At 56.6% G+C, this 17,011-nt stretch carries 18 protein-coding genes; 2 read left to right on the top strand and 16 right to left on the bottom strand.

Going from position 1 to position 17,011, the window contains the following annotated elements:
- From NCTC9997_RS01065 to pilM, 4 genes are read right to left on the bottom strand one after another with little or no spacing between them, the layout of a single operon-like run.
- A complete protein-coding gene (locus NCTC9997_RS01065; RefSeq protein ID WP_064977112.1) occupies nt 1–552 on the bottom strand; it encodes a pilus assembly protein PilP in 552 nt (183 codons plus the stop codon).
- On the bottom strand, nt 549–1,154 hold the full coding sequence (locus tag NCTC9997_RS01060) for a type IV pilus inner membrane component PilO (protein WP_052181238.1): 606 nt from the start codon (nt 1,152–1,154) through the stop codon (nt 549–551). The genes NCTC9997_RS01065 and NCTC9997_RS01060 overlap by 4 nt, the downstream gene beginning before the upstream one ends.
- Complete coding sequence (locus tag NCTC9997_RS01055; RefSeq protein ID WP_064977111.1) at nt 1,151–1,720, bottom strand: PilN domain-containing protein; 570 nt, start codon at nt 1,718–1,720, stop codon at nt 1,151–1,153. The genes NCTC9997_RS01060 and NCTC9997_RS01055 overlap by 4 nt, the downstream gene beginning before the upstream one ends.
- A complete protein-coding gene (gene pilM, locus NCTC9997_RS01050; RefSeq protein WP_064977110.1) occupies nt 1,720–2,676 on the bottom strand; it encodes a type IV pilus biogenesis protein PilM in 957 nt (318 codons plus the stop codon). Before pilM ends, NCTC9997_RS01055 begins: the two co-directional genes overlap by 1 nt.
- A gap of 221 nt (nt 2,677–2,897) precedes the next feature.
- Between pilM and mrcA the strand changes: the two genes are divergently transcribed.
- Entirely contained in the window at nt 2,898–5,462 is a 2,565-nt protein-coding gene (gene mrcA / locus NCTC9997_RS01045; protein ID WP_064977109.1) for a peptidoglycan glycosyltransferase/peptidoglycan DD-transpeptidase MrcA, read from the top strand.
- A gap of 140 nt (nt 5,463–5,602) precedes the next feature.
- Here the strand turns inward: mrcA and NCTC9997_RS01040 are convergent, their stop codons facing one another.
- From NCTC9997_RS01040 to nudE, 3 genes are all read right to left on the bottom strand, one after another.
- Nucleotides 5,603–6,529, bottom strand: coding sequence for a patatin-like phospholipase family protein (locus NCTC9997_RS01040; RefSeq protein WP_010862783.1), 927 nt, complete (start codon nt 6,527–6,529; stop codon nt 5,603–5,605).
- A gap of 89 nt (nt 6,530–6,618) precedes the next feature.
- A complete protein-coding gene (gene cysQ, locus NCTC9997_RS01035) occupies nt 6,619–7,431 on the bottom strand; it encodes a 3'(2'),5'-bisphosphate nucleotidase CysQ (protein ID WP_039045975.1) in 813 nt (270 codons plus the stop codon).
- Nucleotides 7,432–7,457: 26 nt separating this feature from the next.
- Nucleotides 7,458–8,039, bottom strand: a complete 582-nt coding sequence (gene nudE / locus NCTC9997_RS01030) for an ADP compounds hydrolase NudE (protein ID WP_010862785.1) — start codon at nt 8,037–8,039, stop codon at nt 7,458–7,460.
- Nucleotides 8,040–8,159: 120 nt separating this feature from the next.
- Here nudE and yrfG point away from each other — a divergent pair, with 120 nt between their 5' ends.
- Entirely contained in the window at nt 8,160–8,840 is a 681-nt protein-coding gene (gene yrfG / locus NCTC9997_RS01025) for a GMP/IMP nucleotidase (protein ID WP_064977108.1), read from the top strand.
- Nucleotides 8,841–8,888: 48 nt separating this feature from the next.
- Here yrfG and gspM read toward each other — a convergent pair whose 3' ends face one another.
- From gspM to gspE, 9 genes are read right to left on the bottom strand one after another with little or no spacing between them, the layout of a single operon-like run.
- Nucleotides 8,889–9,398 (bottom strand): type II secretion system protein GspM, encoded by a 510-nt coding sequence (gene gspM, locus NCTC9997_RS01020; protein WP_064977107.1) that lies wholly within the window; start codon nt 9,396–9,398, stop codon nt 8,889–8,891.
- Between the two features lie 49 nt (nt 9,399–9,447).
- A complete protein-coding gene (gene gspL / locus NCTC9997_RS01015; protein WP_064977106.1) occupies nt 9,448–10,980 on the bottom strand; it encodes a type II secretion system protein GspL in 1,533 nt (510 codons plus the stop codon).
- A complete protein-coding gene (gene gspK, locus NCTC9997_RS01010; protein ID WP_082935442.1) occupies nt 10,977–12,005 on the bottom strand; it encodes a type II secretion system minor pseudopilin GspK in 1,029 nt (342 codons plus the stop codon). Before gspK ends, gspL begins: the two co-directional genes overlap by 4 nt.
- Nucleotides 12,002–12,724, bottom strand: a complete 723-nt coding sequence (gene gspJ / locus NCTC9997_RS01005; RefSeq protein ID WP_064977104.1) for a type II secretion system minor pseudopilin GspJ — start codon at nt 12,722–12,724, stop codon at nt 12,002–12,004. The genes gspK and gspJ overlap by 4 nt, the downstream gene beginning before the upstream one ends.
- Nucleotides 12,721–13,158, bottom strand: coding sequence for a type II secretion system minor pseudopilin GspI (gspI, locus tag NCTC9997_RS01000; RefSeq protein WP_082935441.1), 438 nt, complete (start codon nt 13,156–13,158; stop codon nt 12,721–12,723). Before gspI ends, gspJ begins: the two co-directional genes overlap by 4 nt.
- Nucleotides 13,158–13,730 carry a type II secretion system minor pseudopilin GspH gene (gspH, locus tag NCTC9997_RS00995; protein ID WP_064977103.1) on the bottom strand — a complete coding sequence of 191 codons (573 nt, stop codon included), beginning with the start codon at nt 13,728–13,730 and terminating at the stop codon, nt 13,158–13,160. Before gspH ends, gspI begins: the two co-directional genes overlap by 1 nt.
- Nucleotides 13,731–14,189, bottom strand: a complete 459-nt coding sequence (gspG, locus tag NCTC9997_RS00990; RefSeq protein WP_010862794.1) for a type II secretion system major pseudopilin GspG — start codon at nt 14,187–14,189, stop codon at nt 13,731–13,733.
- Between the two features lie 50 nt (nt 14,190–14,239).
- Complete coding sequence (gene gspF / locus NCTC9997_RS00985; RefSeq protein ID WP_064977102.1) at nt 14,240–15,463, bottom strand: type II secretion system inner membrane protein GspF; 1,224 nt, start codon at nt 15,461–15,463, stop codon at nt 14,240–14,242.
- Nucleotides 15,460–16,995 carry a type II secretion system ATPase GspE gene (gene gspE / locus NCTC9997_RS00980; RefSeq protein WP_064978397.1) on the bottom strand — a complete coding sequence of 512 codons (1,536 nt, stop codon included), beginning with the start codon at nt 16,993–16,995 and terminating at the stop codon, nt 15,460–15,462. Before gspE ends, gspF begins: the two co-directional genes overlap by 4 nt.
- Nucleotides 16,996–17,011: the final 16 nt, after the last annotated feature.

The raw sequence follows: 17,011 nt of genomic DNA, 5'->3' as shown, positions 1-17,011 counted from the left end.
TCAGGCGCCAAAAGGCGAAGTATCCAGCGTCATAGCCACTTGCCGCTGCTGCCAGCAACCCCGTCCGTCACTGACCATCTCACGCAGCTCAATCTTATTCGGCGATACGGTTTCTAGGGTTCCCCAGTTCAAACCGAGAAAATCCCCCGGACCAATGCGCACCAACTCGGAATCGGGCGTTTCCACCAATGCCCACAGCTGACTTTTATCGCCAATCACGCCTCGGAATTTCAGTTTTTCCAGCCCGTACTGCTCAAGGGCGGTTTTCTTGCGCTCGGTATTTGGCTGCGCGCAATCAAAGCCGCGATCACCGGCCACTTCCATCTGTGGCGTCATAAAAGGATTGCGTAGCGGGGCGGCCACAAACAGCAAACGCCCAGTCCGCTCCAGCGCTTTCGGTGCGCTGATCCGCTCTTGCGGCACTTCTTGGTAAATGTCTTGCAGTACCGTTTCTAAATCTTGCTGCTCGCCCGAGTCACAGCCCGCCAGCAGTAACAGTGAGCCCAGCAACGCGCCGGCCCTCAGCGGCCAACGTGGGGTAGTCCGTCTCATTTTTTCGCCTCCGCTTGCTGGGCCTTCAGCTCATCGGCGCTGAGCAGGCGGAAGGTGGTTGCGCGCACCGAGAAACCCAACTGCTCACCTTGCTTACGCTCCAAGGTCAGATCGCTCAAGGTGATGATGCGCGGCAGCAAGGCGATATCACTGGAAAACTGCCCCAGCTCGCCAAACGAGCCTTTCAGCTCCAGTTGCAACGGCAAGGCTTGCAACAGCCCTTGCGGCTGCGGATTCATCCAGTTAATGCGGTCAAACTGCATGCCGTTACGCGTCCCCACCATGGTGATGGAGTCCAGCAACGAGGCCAGTTCATCTTGCGAAGGCAGCTGACGGCTCAAGGTCGCCAGTTGATTACTAAGCTGACGGTAACGCTCACGGGCCGCCGGTAACTGAGCGGCCAAATTGGCTTTGCTGCGAATTTGCGTCAGCAGCTCTTGCTCTTTAGCCTGCGCATCCTCATAGGCTTGCCAGCCCGGTAGCAGAACAAACCAGCCAGCCAGTGCGAAGATCACCAAAGTCGCGATACTGACAAAGGCCCACTGCATCTTGCGCGGCCAGTAGGCAATCTGGTCTAAATCCAGTTCACTCCATTGGCTCATCCTTTGATCTCCCCGAGCTTCTGCTTCATGTCGGCCAGCAACTGGAAGCGCATCTTGAACTCATCGAATTGGGTACCGTTTTTGTTGGCAACGATGGCGTCAATGGACACCCCATCCAGCCAATATGATGACTCCACCTGCCGCACCATCGACGACAAACGCACGTTCGACTCACTGCGCCCAGCAATTTCGACCCGCTCGCCATTGAGGGTAATTTTGTCGATGTACACCCCGGTCGGCACCACCAACGGCAGCAAGTTAAACAATCGGGTAACCTGATCGCGCTGCTTTTGCAGTGCCGATACGGCGGCGATCCGCTTGTTCACCAGCTCTTCTTTGGCTTTGATGTCGCGCAGCTCCGCCAATTTGGCATCCAACAACTGGATTTCCGATTGCAAACGGCTCAAGCGCGACTGTTGATGGGTATTGAGCTGATCAATGCCAAACCAGACCCCGACCAAAATCAAAAACCAAAAACCGCCCCACACGGCGACCTGACGGACAAAGCGCTGCTGTTGCTGTTGCCGCTCCAACTCACGCCAAGGTAACAGGTTGATTCCTTTCATCAGTTACCCTCCCAGACCGCCAGACCACAGGCCAAGGTAAACGGCCACGCATCCTCTTGCTGCGGTACGCTGACCGCCAGCGATAAACCGGCAAACGGCGACCACCCCTGTACTGGCACTGACAGTTGCGTGCTCAACACGCGGGTATCGCTTTCGCGCAGTTGGCCGCTAACCAGCAGGCCACTGGATTGTCGGCCGGTGGAGTGATACATCTGACGGATCAGCCCCAGTTGACGAGTCACTTCGCTCAACCACTGCTCTTGCAGCAGTGCCGGCGGCACCGAATTGCCTTCGCTTTGCGGGATATTCAGCGGTTGATCGCGGAAAAACAGCGGACTGCCGGGGACCGAAGTCACCAGCAGATTACGCGCCGACAAGTGCACCAGCAGTTGCTGCTCCAGCTCCAGTGCCGACGGTAGCGCGGCCTGTGCTTGCTCCAACGCACGGCGCAGCGCCAGCGGCGTGATATCGACGATATCGGCTTGTAAACCCGCGCCTTGCAACACCGCCAGATAGTCATTCATCAACTCACGGCGTGCCGCAGTGACCACCAGTTTCAAACGACCATTGGCGGTTTCTGCCCCTTCAGCGCGAAAATCGAAAGCCAGCTCATGCGGCGGTAGCGGGAATAATGAAGGTAATTCAGCCTCGACCCGAAACAGGCGCTCCTGCTCGGTTAAAAAGGCATCCACCATTAAGGTTTTTTGCATCACCGCAGCCCCCGGCAGCGCAATGCATAAACGCGCCAGACGGCGCGGCAGAATTTTGTGAATTTGACTTAATACGTCACGTAACGCGTCAGGGGCGATCAAACGATCGCCCTGAAACGTACTGGCTGGCACATTAATACTGTGCCAGCCCAGTAACTCCCAGCCCTGCCGGCGCGAACGGCACCACACCACGCGCACCGCATCGCTGGCAATGTCTAACCCTACACTGACAGAGCGTGCAAACATGTCTCTCCCTGCATCCTTGCGATGCCTGCTAACGGCGCCCTGTAAAGCCCGGCTTTAAAGACACCATGTCAAAGATGTAACTTCAAAATTCAAAAAAATCAGTCAATTCGCCAAAGTGCGAAGAAAAAATCAGCAAAGGGGTTACCCTTTCATTGCTTGCCTTTATACTACGCACTTAGTGTTTATAAACCGTTCGGTGCTTTAGTCGCGGGAATTCTCAGGTGAAGCTCATAAAGTATTTTTTGGTCGTTACACTGGCTTGCATCCTCTTGGGAGCAGCTTCGGTGTACGGCTTATATGTCTATGTCAAACCGCAATTGCCGGATGTAACAACCCTGCGCGATGTGCGTTTGCAAACCCCGATGCAGGTTTACAGTGCCGATGGCAAACTGATTTCGCAGTTTGGTGAAAAGCGCCGGATCCCGCTGACCTTACAACAGATCCCACCGCTGATGGTGGATGCCTTCATTGCAACAGAAGACAGCCGTTTTTATCAACACGACGGTATTGATCCGATTGGAATTTTGCGAGCTGCCTTTGTTTCTTTGACCGCCGGTCATGCAAAACAGGGCGCCAGCACCATTACGCAACAGTTAGCGCGTAACTTCTTCTTAAGTCCGGAAAAAACTTTGATGCGTAAAGTCAAAGAGGTTTTCTTGGCCTTGCGGATCGAGCAGCTGCTGACCAAAGATGAAATTCTGGATTTGTACCTGAATAAGATTTATCTCGGCTACCGCTCGTACGGAGTGGGGGCTGCGGCACAAGTCTATTTTGGTAAAGATGTCAGCCAGTTGAGCTTAGGTGAGATGGCAGTGATTGCCGGTCTGCCGAAAGCGCCATCAACCCTCAACCCACTGTACTCGTTAAGCCGCGCCGAACAGCGCCGTAACGTGGTGCTGTCGCGGATGCTGGAAGAGCGTTACATCACACAACAGCAGTACCAAGAAGCGATCAGCCAGCCGATTGTAGCCAGTTACCATGGGGCTGAAATCGAGCTACACGCGCCGTATCTGGCCGAAATGGTGCGCCAAGAGATGGTCAACCGCTATGGTGAAGATGCCTACACCGAAGGCTTCAAAGTCTTTACCACGGTGGACTCCACTACCCAATTGGCGGCCGAGCAGGCACTGCAAAACAACGTGATTGATTACGATCTGCGCCACGGCTATCGCGGTGCGGCCAATCAATTGTGGAACAGCAGTGAGCCGGCGTGGGATCTGAGCAAGATTGTCAGCAGCCTCAAGGCGCTGCCGACCTATGGCCCGTTCCAAGCCGCTGCCGTAACCGCGGTACAGGACAAATCCGCCAATGTGGTACTGGCCGATGGCCAGAGCATTACCCTAAGCTGGGATGGCATCAAGTGGGCGCGTCCGTTTATCAGTGATACCCGCCAAGGTGCATCACCGAAAAATGCGCGTGATGTGCTGAAAACCGGCCAACAAATCTGGGTACGCAAAGTCAATGACCAGTGGTGGCTGGGTCAAATTCCGGATGTGAACTCGGCGCTGATCTCCCTCAATCCAGAAAATGGTGCGGTGAAAGCGATTGTCGGCGGCTTTAGCTTTAACCAGAGCAAGTTCAATCTGGTTACACAAGCGACCCGTCAGATAGGTTCTAACATCAAGCCATTTATCTATGCCGCGGCGCTGGATAAAGGGTTGTCCTTGGCGACCATCCTCAACGATGCGCCAATTACCCGTTGGGATTCTGGCTCAGGCAGTGACTGGCGACCAAAAAACTCCCCTGCGGTGTATGACGGTCCATTGCGTTTACGCGTGGGTCTGGGGATGTCGAAGAACGTGATGATGGTGCGGGCACTGCGCGCGATCGGCGTTAACTTTGCCGCCGATTTCTTAGAGCGTTTTGGCTTTAACCCCGCCAACATTTCGCGCTATGAATCTCTGGCACTGGGTGCGGCCGAGTTTACCCCGCTGGAAGTGGCGCGCGGTTACTCGGTATTTGCCAACGGCGGTTATCTGATCACGCCATACTTCATCAGCAAGATTGAAGACTCCAACGGCAAACTGCTGGAAGAAGCCAAACCGCTGGTCGCCTGCACCGGTACCTGCAACATTCCGGTGGTGTATGGCGAAACACCAAAAGCCGCGGTATTGGGCAATGCGCTGACCGAAGATCTGCCAACCCAAGATGGCGTGGTGCCAACACCACAAATCGAGCATGTGGATACCCCACTGCTGGAGAAGAAAGAGGAAAGCGAAGGCTATGCGCCACACGTGATCAGCACCCAACTGGCGTTCCTGATCCGCGATGCGCTGGAATCGGCGATTTGGGGTGAACCGGGTGGTGGCTGGCAAGGCACCGGCTGGCGTGCTGCGCGTCTGCTTAAGCGTCATGATATCGGTGGTAAAACCGGTACCACCAACAGCTCGAAAGATGCGTGGTATTCCGGTTATGGTCCGCAGACCGTGACTTCCGTCTGGATTGGCTTTGACGATCACCGTCGGACACTGGGTCGCACCACCCAGAACCCGAACCTGAAAGGCCAACAGATCTCCGGCTACGAAGGGGGCGCTAAATCAGCGCAGCCAGCATGGGACAGCTTCATGCAGTCAACCTTAGCCGGCGTGCCTGAGCAGCCGAAGCAGATTCCGGACGGCATTTTGAGTATTCCTATCGATATGCAAACCGGTAAGCTGGCCGATGGTACCGGACGCAGCCGCGTCGAGTACTTCATCCCAGGCACTGAACCAACTGAAAAAGCCACCCATGAAGTGGGAACGACTATCTTTGATAGCAGTTCAGGCTCACAGCAAGAGCTGTTCTAAGTGTGCGCGCCACCTTCATCGGTGGCGCGTTTAGAACACATTGCTCGGATACAGCAATAAAAAAGGGCAGCGTAAGCTGCCCTTTTTTATTGTCCCTAAGTTAGCTGTGTTAGCCCTGACTGAGGTCTGGTGCGTGCAACTTAAGCATGCTTTAGCCAAGGTGCGACCGCAGACAGAAAGTAACGGCCACAATGACGGCCAATCCAATAGTCGTGATCCAGCTCGGTCTGGTTGCTACCTAAGGTTTTACTGGCCAAGGTATGGGGCGGGAAAATCTCGATAATGCGTAGCTTATCGGGCGGATTTAATAAAAAATGTTGGGTCTGCTTATAGCAGTGCTCGTGGTGCTCGACCATCTGCGCCATATGATGAAATTTACTGTGCGACAGCCACTTACTAAAGCGGCTCAACCACTCCGAGGTATAGTAGGGCTCAGAAGGCACCGTGCGGATCACCACAATCAGATCGGCGCCGCGCCGATAAGCTTCCTCAACCGGAATCGCCGCGCTGACACCTCCATCCCAATAGCGCACGCCACCCACATCCACTCCATTACGGTATAAACCGGGGATCGCCGACGACGCTTTCATCGCATCATGCCAATTATCGGCGCTGGCTGACATGTACACCGGCTGGAAGTCATCGTAGCGCGAGGCGCACATCAGAAATTCGCGATCTTGCAAACGCGCTTGGGCGCGATCCAACGCCAGTGGGTAAATTTGCGCGACCGAATCCATCAACCAATCCAGATTCAGCATATGGCCGCCGGTGGCGAACGACACGGGGCTAAAAAAGCGCTTCTGAGTGGTAAAACGGGTGATCACATTACGGGCATAACCGGCTTGATTGAGAACATAGGCCGAGGCGTTCTGCGCACCGGCAGAGGTGCCCAAGATCAGATCAAACGGGTAGTAGTTATCGCCGAGAAACTCATCCAACACCCCGGCAGTAAAAATTCCACGCTGACCGCCCCCTTCGCACACCAACGCCAATTTTTCATAGCGAACCGGCCGTGCAATAGACAGCGGTTCAATACACCCGATACTCAGCGGCAGACGCTTTCCCATAATGCAAACACGATCACCCAGTTAATCAAGACTGAGTTTTAGTGTAACGTTGAACCCGCTTAGCGGCTATGCCACTTCTGATTCACTTATCAGCAATTGGTAAGAATGGTTTTCCACGGCAATGCGGGATTACCAAAACTGATGAAATCGGGGTTTTCCAGCGTATCACGCCGATTGTAAGTCAGCGCCTCAAGATGCAAATCGCGCAGGTCACCGCCCGCTTCATGCAAAATGCACTGCGCTGCCGCGGTATCCCACTCGCCAGTCGGGCCTAAACGTAAATAGCAGTCCACCAACCCTTCCGCCACCATACAGCTTTTCAGCGAGCTCGAACCGTACGGAACAAATTGATAATTCCACTGTGGATTTAACTGCTGCTGCAACCGTGGTAAGGATTGTCGGCGGCTCACCGCGACGCGCAAACTGTGGCTATCCGGTGCGGTGGCGCGGATCTGCAGCCGAGTCTCTTGGCCGTGCTGATCGCGTTTATACGCTCCCTGACCTTGTACCGCGTAATACCACATTTGGGTCATCGGCGCATAAATCACCCCCATCACCGGTTGATGGTTGTCCATCAAGGCAATCATGGTGGAGAACTCACCGCTTCCGTAAATGAACTCTTGGGTGCCATCTAATGGGTCAATCAGCCAGTAACGCGGCCAGGCGGCGCGCTCGGCCAGCGCAATCTGGCAATCTTCTTCGGAGAGCACCGGAATCTCAGGTGTCAGGGCTTGCAAGCGTTCACACAGCAACCGATGGGCCGCCAAATCGGCGTTAGTCACTGGGGTGTGATCAGCTTTGAGCTGCGGATTGATGTTGCCCTGTTGGTAGATAGCGGCAATATGTCGCCCCGCTTCTTCGGCTATCGCCAATAGCGGCGATAACAGCGCCTGTGGAGTCATGCTGGGATCCTCACGCGTTAAAGTGTTTACGGCTGGCCGTCAGACTGCGCTTCGGCGCGCAACCAGTCACGCACCATAAACAGCGCGGTCATCGCCCGGGCCTCATTAAATTCAGGATGAGCCAATAAGCGGTCAATCTCGCTCAGCGGCCAGTAAATCAAATCCAAGGGCTCCGGCTCATCGCCTTCTAAGCGCTGTGGATAAAGATCGCGCGCCAGCACCAAGGTCATGTGGCTGGAAAAATAGGCCGGTGCCATACGCACCGATTTTAAGACCGTCAGCTCACGCGCACCAAAACCGGCCTCTTCCATCAGCTCACGGTTAGCAGCGTCCAGCACGCTTTCGCCGGGGTCGACCAAGCCTTTGGGGAAGCCCAACTCATAGCCTTCCACACCCACCGCGTATTCGCTGATCAGCAGCAATTGATCGCCAACCACCGGAACAATCATCACCGACTCGCGCTGATTCGGGCGCATCCGCTCGTATACTCGCTCGACGCCATTGGCAAAACGCAAGGCGACCGATTCCACATGGAACAAGCGCGAGCGCGCTACCGACTCCACCGCCAAAATTGCCGGTTTTTGTTTGCGTTCATCCTGAATGCACATGTACTTTATACCGCCTGATTGGTTATGCGTGGCCATGTCGCTGTGATGTTAACCTGCTGCTGCGATTATTGTGTCGCATGCAGGGCAACCACGGCAAGCCGTGATTACAAGGAAATTCTGATGTCTCCTGCTCTTCCCTGGTCCCAAATTGAAACGGTACTGCTGGATATGGACGGTACGTTGCTAGACCTGAAATTCGACAGCGAATTTTGGCTGCAACAAGTGCCGCAGGCGCTGGCTACTGCACGTGCAATTCCGTTGGAGCAAGCCCGTGCGCTGATCCGCGCTGAATACCATGCGGTGCGCCATACCATGAACTGGTACTGCTTTGATTATTGGAGTGACCGGCTGCAGCTAGATATTTACGCCATGACCACTGCACACGGGCCAACCGCGCGCCTGCGTGAAGATACGCTGCCATTTTTACAGGCGCTGCGCCAAAGTGGTCGCCGCACTATTTTGCTGACTAACGCGCATCCATACAGTTTGGCGGTTAAAGTCGAGCATACGGCGCTGGATGAATACCTCGATGGCATGATCTCAACCCACCACTATGGGGTACCGAAAGAAGATCAGTGCTTATGGCAGCAGGTACAGCAAGACGTGCAGTTTGATCCGGCGCAAACCCTGTTTGTTGATGATGCAGAAGTGATTTTGGATGCCGCACGCCAATTTGGCATTGGCTATTGTCTGGGAGTGGAAAATCCGGACTCGGCGGCAGATGCCATCAGCTTTGCCCGTCATCCGGGGATCCGCGATTACCGCACGTTGCTACCGGGCATTTTGGGGCAAAAAGCTTAACCGGCGAGCCAAGCGCTTGATCATGGCGCGGAACAGTCACCACTGCGGTTACGGCAAGGCCAGCTGTAACCGGTCGACCCGCACCACGCCGCCTTGTCCCGCCAACGACAAATCCAGCGCCGCCACCTCAATGCCGTATTGCAAACGTAAGCGCAGCAGCCAGCTCAAGAGTTGGTTAAACGGCAAGTCGGCCACCCACAGTTGCACTTGCCGATCTTGCGCCTGCATACGCGTCACGCTAATCGAATAGTTGGCGGCGCTGCGACTGACCTGCTCGGTCAAACTGCCGCCTGCAACGAGCGTTTGTGGCGCAGCTTGCTGCTGTTGCCACTGCCGGATCGCCGCTTCGGAGACCTGCAATTGCCGTAACAGCTGCTGATGCTGCTGCAAACGGGTCTCTTGCCGACTAATCGCCTGCTGCAACGGCTGCCAAATCCCCCAGTACAATCCACCAACCAGCAGCGACACCGCCGCCAACATCAGCAAACGTTGCTCACGGGCAGAATATTGCTGCCAGCGCTGCTGAGCTTGTGACCACCGGCTACGCCATCCCTTCATATGCTCCCGCTCTCCTGCTGTTTATGCCACGCGATACGCTGCGCCAAGGCTATTGTGCCGTTGAGATTCGCGGCTCAGCCCGCGCTTGCCGCTCCGCAGCCGCCGATTGATTTTGTACCGAGCGATCGCGCAGCACTAAACTGCCGGCCACTCCCGCACCATCACGACTCAGCGCGCCTTGCTCCACCTGAAAATAGCGCCCCAAGACGCTGCGCAGCTGCTCCAACTCCGCAAACCCGGCCGCTTGCACCTGCAAACGCAAACTTTGCTGATCGCGTTGGTATTGCAAACTTTTCACCTGTAACGGCTGGCGACTCAGCGCAGGGTCTTGCAGCGCCAACGCCACTTTGCGCAAATAGGGCACCAGCCCTTGCAACGGCGGCTGACCGCGCATCTGGCGTAGCACGGCATTGAGCTGAGCGCGCATATTGACGCGCCGCGTCTGCTGCGGGAATAACGCACGGTATGCCTGCTCGGCTTGTGTGGCAGCCTGATCGGCGGCTTGGGTTAGCTGCCACCAGCGCACGCCTTGCTCACCGAGTAGCAAGAGCGCCAACATCGCCAGTGCCGCCGCGATACTGCGCCATTGCCGCCACTGGCGCGCCTGCGCACTGCGCGGTGCAAACTCACCGCCCAATATTCCATGACGCTGCAGCTGATGTAATGCACTCGCCCCACGTAGCAGCAACGCGCCTTCATCGTTATTCACCTGCTTTGGCAATGGCCCACGCAACCCTAATGCCGATAGCTGCTCAGCGCTCGCCGCTAAGCCATACCAGACAACCTTCAGCGCCACATCGGGTTTTGTTTCGGGCGCTTTAGCTCGCGCGATAACATGTTCTGGCAGCTGCGCAGAGGCGGCCGCTAAGTCCTCCACATCCTTGGCCACATCTAAAACAGTAGAGGCTGATGAGGATGGCGTAGACAGCGCGCTAAGCGCAGTTAAAAAAGGCGCTGCCAGCAGGGGGTCAGCACTGCATCCTTGCCAATCGTGGGGATGCTGCGGATCATAACGGCGCGCCAATAGCCCATGGGAACTACTCAAAACCGTAAGAGTCACGGGAGTAGAGGCATATTGGAGCGTTGCGCTGCTTGATACCGACGTTGCAGCCAACGTTGCTGCCAAATTGGGCTCGGGCGTGGCAGATGGGCTCGGCAACGCCAGCCAGTCAGGCCACAGCGCTTGCAGATTAAAGCCACTCGTTATCGCGGCCTCATACCACTGACGCAGCACGTTGCGTTCAATAACCGCCACATGCCCACTGTCATGCTGACGCGGCAATAAAGAAAAATGCAGCGTCTCAATATCCTGCGCCAACTCATCTTCTAGCAACGCCGGTAATAAACGCGCTAATTGTCGACCACGCGCGGGCGGCAAACGACAAGCGCAGACACTAAACCACTGCCCCGGCAGCAATAACCACAGCGGTAAAGCCAGCAAACTCGGCTGCGTCTCCGCTAACGCGGCAAAAGACGCACTTTCGCCACGCGCACGGATCTCGCCCACGGCCGGTTGTGCTTGCCACCAACACAAGCGTGGCGATGCGCCGGGGATCACGCGCAGCAGCAATACCTCACTCATTGCATCTCTCCGAACTTATGGCGTTGAACATAAAATTGTCCGGACGCCGGATCTTGCTGCAGCAGGCTACGGACCCGCAGCGCGATCCGCCCCACGGTGACTTGCCCGTCTAACAGAAAATAACGACTGGTCAGCGCGAGCTGTGGCGCCAATTTACCCCGCGCCGTATCATCCAGCGCCGCCAACTCCGGCTCGGCCCAAAAAGAGGCAGCATCACGCCAGCCATCCACCGGTCGACGGGCCAGCAGCGCTTGCGCCTGCTCGGCGCTCAAATACGGTGTCAGTAACGCCTGCAGCAGCGGCGCTTGCTCGGGCATGACGGTATTCACATTCAGTTGCCAGCGCGTTTGTGGCAACGCGCAGATCCACGGCTGCAAACGCCGGTACAACAGCGCATCGACGCCTTGCACCGTGCGCAGCTCACTGTCATCCGCCAGTAGACTATTGGGCGTCAGTGACGGGATCGCGCGCGCTAAATATTCACTGTCTTCGGCGCCATAACGGCTGGTTAGCTGGCTGTCGCTATCCACATATTCCCAGAGGCTGTCGACCACCAGTTCAGCCTGATAACCATCAATGGGCTGCTCAGCGGTATTAAGGGCGCTTAGAAGCACTAACAATTGTTGAGCAATACGAGGACGCTCCTGAGTGCTACTTTGCGCTTTGATACCGGCCAGCGCATTGAGATTAAAACAGGCTTGCTGGTCGCGAATGGCGATGCGGATCTCGCCACCGCTAACCGGATACACCCGCTCACCCACCGCCCAACTTTGACTCAAATTAGCCCGAGGATCATCGGCCAGCGCCGCTTGCAACTCCGCGCTGGCCTGCTCTTCGGCGCTCAAGGCGTACCAGTAGGCTTGGGTAGCCTGTTGCCGACTGTCGCTATAGCGGATCTGCTGCTGCAAGCGCAAGGTAAAGCCGGTGGCCAATACGCTCAGCACCGCCAGCATCAGCAACACTAAAATCAGCGCCATGCCGGTAGTCGGCGATCCTCGGCGCAAGAGCGGCGTTGTCACACTCATCCACTGCCCCCACTCTCGCTACCGCCATTAGTGTCGCCCTCTGGCGCACCATTATCACTCGGCAGAATAGGTGCTGCGGGCAATAGCCACACGCGCTCCAACTCTCCCCAGCCGCGAACCGTTAAACGCAGGCGCACCGCATTGGGCAACACATCCGGATTTTGCCACTGCCGCTGCCATTGGCCGTCGTGATAGACCATCAGCTGCAGCCCTTCCACCTCGCTGAGCAAAGTGCGGATCTGTGGCTCGCTGTCTGCGGGCATGTCGGCAAAGGGCCAGCTTAAACGTTGCAATTGCCCGTCCAGCAAGCGATAAGCCACGCGCTGAAGATGTCCGCGTGGCAGTAGCATCTGCGGGTTGGCAACGCCAGTGCGGATCAGCAACCAGCCATCACCTTGCGATTGTAAGAACCCGTCGCCGACGATCAGTAGTGGCGTGCGACTTAACCCATCACTGCGCTGGCGGCGCGCCACAACTTGAGTAAAGTCGTTATGCAGCAATTGCATGGCACGCTGCATGTTGTTCATCCGCTCGGTCAGCGCAGCGCTCGTCTGATCGGCGCGGCGTACCCCATCAACCACCTGATAAATCCCTAAACTCAGTAACGCAAACACCGCAATAGCCACCAGCAACTCCAGCAAAGTAAAACCCAGCTGACTGACTCGGCGTAGAGGTGGCCGCCGGCGGCTGGAGCAGGCGTACTGCTGGCTGGTCGTCATAGCGCCGACTCCGTGCGCGGACGGGCAAAATAGCGGCGTAACACCGCCTCGGCACTGCCTTGGGGCTGACGACTCACCTGAATCTCAATCGCCGTCAGTGACGAGCCACTGGTCGGCACCGACTTACTACGCCAATACCAAGTGCGATTCGCCATTTGCGTTTCGCCGCGCTGACTACGCTGACGCTCGGCGGGCGGGAGTAATGACAAGAGTGCCAACTGGTTTTCCGCGACCCAACCGGCCAGCATTTTGTCTTGCAAGATAGCCAGATTGCGTAAACTGCTGCTGCCCGCTTGCATCACCGCCAGCGCTGCGCCAGCAAATACGGCCAGCGCCACCAGCACCTCCAGTAAAGTAAACCCATGCTGGGGTTTGGATTGAGCTGGATGATTGTGCCTAGCATGAGAGATACCCGAATGACTCTTGGCTTGCATCACGTCCCCTCACGGCCCGCTTGCAGTCGCCACTGGCCGCTGTCATCGCGCACCAGCAACCAACGCGCAGTACGCGACGCGCCTTGCAACACCAGCTGTAACGGCACCACATCGGCGCTACTGTCGAGCCACACTTGTGGCTGCAAGGCTTTATCGGCGTCCTCTTGCAACACCTGCATCTGATGCAAACTGAGGCGGTTTTGGTACAGCGCCATCTCTTGTTGCTGCATCTGTTGCCAACGATCGCTCCCCAACTGCCACTGCAGTTGCACCCCAGCAGGCAAGGCTTGTCGACCAGCTAATACCGCCGGTTCCCTAAGTGGTTGCCAGCGGTCGGCCTGTCGGCGTAAAAACTGATAACCGTCGGGGGTAAGGTATAAGCCATATAGCTGGCCACTCATCAGCGCGTCATCTTGCACCTGCTGGATTTGGCGCAATAGCTGCTCGGCGGCTTCTTTCTCCGGCTGTGCCGATACTGATGGCGGTAAGGTCATCAACACGCCACCGGCGGTCAAGCCGAGTAAAAACACCACCAGCATCAGCTCCAGCAGGGTAAAACCGCGCGCCGGCATTTACTTTTGATACTCACCCAGATTCCAGTTACCGATATCGGCAGCGGTTCCTTCACCGCCTTCCTGACCATCGGCGCCTAACGAGTAAATATCAATTTCGCCTTGCTCGCCGGGGCTCAAATACTGGTACTCATTGCCCCACGGATCTTGTGGCAAGCGTTTGATATAACCGCCATTGCGATAATTGCGTGGCTCTGGAGTCCCGGCGGGTTTACTGACCAACGCCTGCAGTCCTTGTTCGGTGCTCGGGTACACGCTGTTATCCAACTTGTACATATCCAGACTGTTTTCCAGCGCCACCAAATCAGTGACCACTTTTTGTTGGTCGGCTTTTTCTTTATTGCCGAGTAAATTGGGCACCACTAAGCTGGCCAAGATCCCTAAGATCACGATCACCACCATCACTTCCAGCAAGGTAAAACCACGTGCTAGCGACTGACCACCGCGTACTCGTTGCATGCTTGACACTCCTTGTTCATCACTCGACTCGCCACTGACAGCCACGCTCTTTACAGCCCGACCATGTTGTTGAGCTGCAGCATTGGCTGCAAAATTGCCACCACAATAAACAGCACCACCCCCGCCATGCTGACAATCAGCATCGGCTCAAAAATACCGAGCGCCAACGTGACTAGCGCTTCGAATTCCCGATCCTGATTATCTGCCGCGCGCAGCAGCATCGGCTCTAGCTCACCACTGCGCTCCCCTGAGGCAATCATGTGCAACATCATGGGGGGAAACAGGCCACTACTGCCGAGGGCCGCGCGTAAACTGCTGCCCTCCCGTACCCGTTCAGCGGCGGTTAAAATCTGGCTGCGAACATAGCGGTTAGACGCCACACTGGCAGCAATCTGCATTCCTTCCAGCAGCGGCACACTGCTGGACGACAAAATACTCAAGGTGCGGGCAAAACGGGCGGTATTCAGACCGCGACTGACTTTGCCCAGCAGCGGTAAACGCAGCCAAAACCTATCCCATCGCAAACGCAGCGCCGGTTGGCGTAACAACCGCTGCACCAGCACGCCCAGCACTAACAGCGCCCCGACCAGCCACAGCCCGTAATCGCGTACCCCGTCACTCAGCGCAATCAACAGTTGGGTACTGTGTGGTAAGGCTTGCCCGAGATGATCAAACTGCGCCACCACTTTCGGCACCACCGAGGCCAACAAAATGGCAATCACGCCAATGGCCACCACCGTCAACACCAGTGGGTAGATCATCGCCTGCAGCAATTTGCCTTTCATGTACTGGCGCTGCTCGGTGTAATCGGCCAGCCGACTCAACACCGCATCCAAGTGACCGGCTTTTTCACCGGCCGCCACCATGGCGCAAAACAGCTCATCAAAGACGAGTGGATAGGCGCGCAAACTATCAGCTAAGGTATGCCCTTCCAGCACTTGGGTGCGTACCGCCAACATCAGGCTTTTTAGGCGGTTTTTCTCACACTGTTCGGCCACGGCGCGCAAACACTCTTCCAGTGGCATCGCCGCTTGCACCAAGGTGGCCAATTGACGTGTCAGCAACGCCAACTCCGATGCGCTGATCCCTCGCTGCCAACGCAGGGTATGTGCGCTGGCCGGATTGTCGGCTGCAGAGCGCGTTTCATGTACGCTTTCGGCCAGCAAGCCTTGCTCGCGCAGCAGCTGCCGGGCTTGGCGCGCCGAGTCGGCCTCAATCAATCCTTTGTGGCGTTTACCCTGTAAGTTCACCGCTTGATACTGAAAGACGCTCACCCGCCCTCCCGCGTCACCCGCAGCACTTCGTCCAGAGTAGTGATCCCCGCCAGCACTTTTTGCAAGCCATCATCACGGATCCCGTGGCTGAAACGGCGCACATATTTTTCCAGCTCTTGCTCTCCGCAATCGCGGTGGATCATGTCGCGTACCGTTTCATCGGCTTCCAGCAATTCGTGAATACCGGTCCGTCCGCGAAAGCCTTTGTGATTACACTGCTCGCAACCCACCGCTTGGTACAACACCAACTCGGCCGGCATTTGATCGCCGAGTAAAGGGGCAAACAACGCGCGCTCCGTAGCAGTAGCGATATGCGGCGCGCGGCACGCCGGACACAAGGTGCGCACCAAGCGCTGCGCCAATACGCCGAGCAAACTGGAGGCAATCAAAAAAGGCTCGATGCCCATATCGCGCAAACGGGTCACCGCACCGACGGCGGTATTGGTGTGCAATGTCGAGAGCACCAAGTGACCGGTCAGCGAGGCCTGCACCGCAATCTGCGCGGTTTCCAGATCGCGAATTTCGCCCACCATCACCACATCCGGGTCTTGGCGCAAAATGGCGCGCAGGCCACGGGCAAAGGTCATCTCGACTTTCGGATTCACTTGGGTCTGACCGATGCCCTCGATGGCATATTCAATCGGGTCTTCCACGGTCAGGATATTGCGCTCTTCGCTGTTGAGCTCCTGCAAACCGGCATACAGCGTGGTACTTTTACCGGAACCAGTCGGGCCAGTGACCAGCAAGATGCCGTGGGGACGGAAAATCAGGCGGCGAAAGCGCGTTTGAATTGCGCTGTCCATCCCCAGACTGCTTAAAGTCAGCCGCGCTTGGTTTTTATCCAGCAAACGCAGCACCACCCGCTCACCATGATTTGACGGCATGGTCGACACCCGCACATCCACCGCTCGCCCGCCAAGCAATAGGGCAATGCGGCCATCTTGCGGCACCCGCTTTTCGGCAATATCCAGCTTGGCCATCACTTTGATCCGCGATACCAGTAAAGCAGCCAGTTTGCGACTGGGGCGCAGCACTTCACGCAACACGCCATCAATCCGAAAACGGATCAGCAAAGCTTTCTCGAAGGTTTCGATATGGATATCCGATGCCCCTTCTTTGATGGCTTCCCCGAGCATGGCGTTGATGAGCTTGATGATGGGCGCATCATCTTCGCTGGCCAGCAGATCTTCGGTCTGCGGCAACTCTTCGGCCAAGGTATAAAAATCCCCCTCGGCGCTGATATCCTCCATCAGCTGGCGCGCCTCACTGGAGTCGCGTTGATAGGCGCTGGTGAGTAAGGCTTCAAACTGCGAAGCGGCCACCTTTTCCGTCAAAAAGGGCTCGCCCAGCACGCGCCGTAACTCTTGTAGCACCGCTAAGGTCAGTGGCTGGCTGTGACAGACCCACAGTGCGCCCTCGCGCTGTTCGGCCAGCACTTGGAAGCGACGGGCAAAGGCGAACGGCAGCCGACGTGATCCGCTGCCGAGCGGCTCAGCGAGTGCTGATGCCGCATCGCTCTTCGCTTCACCGATACCCGTTAGGGCTCGA

The sequence above is a fragment of the Plesiomonas shigelloides genome (genome assembly GCF_900087055.1).
GTDB lineage: Bacteria > Pseudomonadota > Gammaproteobacteria > Enterobacterales > CAMTGL01 > Plesiomonas > Plesiomonas shigelloides.
The sequence above is the reverse complement of the archived record's forward strand: the minus strand, read 5'-3'. Positions and strand labels throughout refer to the sequence as shown.

Coding starts and splice junctions, on each gene's coding strand:
- NCTC9997_RS01065 (WP_064977112.1), bottom strand. CDS start 552: ATGAGACGGACTACCCCACGTTGGCCGCTGAGGGCCGGCGCGTTGCTG.
- NCTC9997_RS01060 (WP_052181238.1), bottom strand. CDS start 1,154: ATGAGCCAATGGAGTGAACTGGATTTAGACCAGATTGCCTACTGGCCG.
- NCTC9997_RS01055 (WP_064977111.1), bottom strand. CDS start 1,720: ATGAAAGGAATCAACCTGTTACCTTGGCGTGAGTTGGAGCGGCAACAG.
- pilM (WP_064977110.1), bottom strand. CDS start 2,676: ATGTTTGCACGCTCTGTCAGTGTAGGGTTAGACATTGCCAGCGATGCG.
- NCTC9997_RS01040 (WP_010862783.1), bottom strand. CDS start 6,529: ATGGGAAAGCGTCTGCCGCTGAGTATCGGGTGTATTGAACCGCTGTCT.
- cysQ (WP_039045975.1), bottom strand. CDS start 7,431: ATGACTCCACAGGCGCTGTTATCGCCGCTATTGGCGATAGCCGAAGAA.
- nudE (WP_010862785.1), bottom strand. CDS start 8,039: ATGTGCATTCAGGATGAACGCAAACAAAAACCGGCAATTTTGGCGGTG.
- yrfG (WP_064977108.1), top strand. CDS start 8,160: ATGTCTCCTGCTCTTCCCTGGTCCCAAATTGAAACGGTACTGCTGGAT.
- gspM (WP_064977107.1), bottom strand. CDS start 9,398: ATGAAGGGATGGCGTAGCCGGTGGTCACAAGCTCAGCAGCGCTGGCAG.
- gspL (WP_064977106.1), bottom strand. CDS start 10,980: ATGAGTGAGGTATTGCTGCTGCGCGTGATCCCCGGCGCATCGCCACGC.
- gspK (WP_082935442.1), bottom strand. CDS start 12,005: ATGAGTGTGACAACGCCGCTCTTGCGCCGAGGATCGCCGACTACCGGC.
- gspJ (WP_064977104.1), bottom strand. CDS start 12,724: ATGACGACCAGCCAGCAGTACGCCTGCTCCAGCCGCCGGCGGCCACCT.
- gspI (WP_082935441.1), bottom strand. CDS start 13,158: ATGCAAGCCAAGAGTCATTCGGGTATCTCTCATGCTAGGCACAATCAT.
- gspH (WP_064977103.1), bottom strand. CDS start 13,730: ATGCCGGCGCGCGGTTTTACCCTGCTGGAGCTGATGCTGGTGGTGTTT.
- gspG (WP_010862794.1), bottom strand. CDS start 14,189: ATGCAACGAGTACGCGGTGGTCAGTCGCTAGCACGTGGTTTTACCTTG.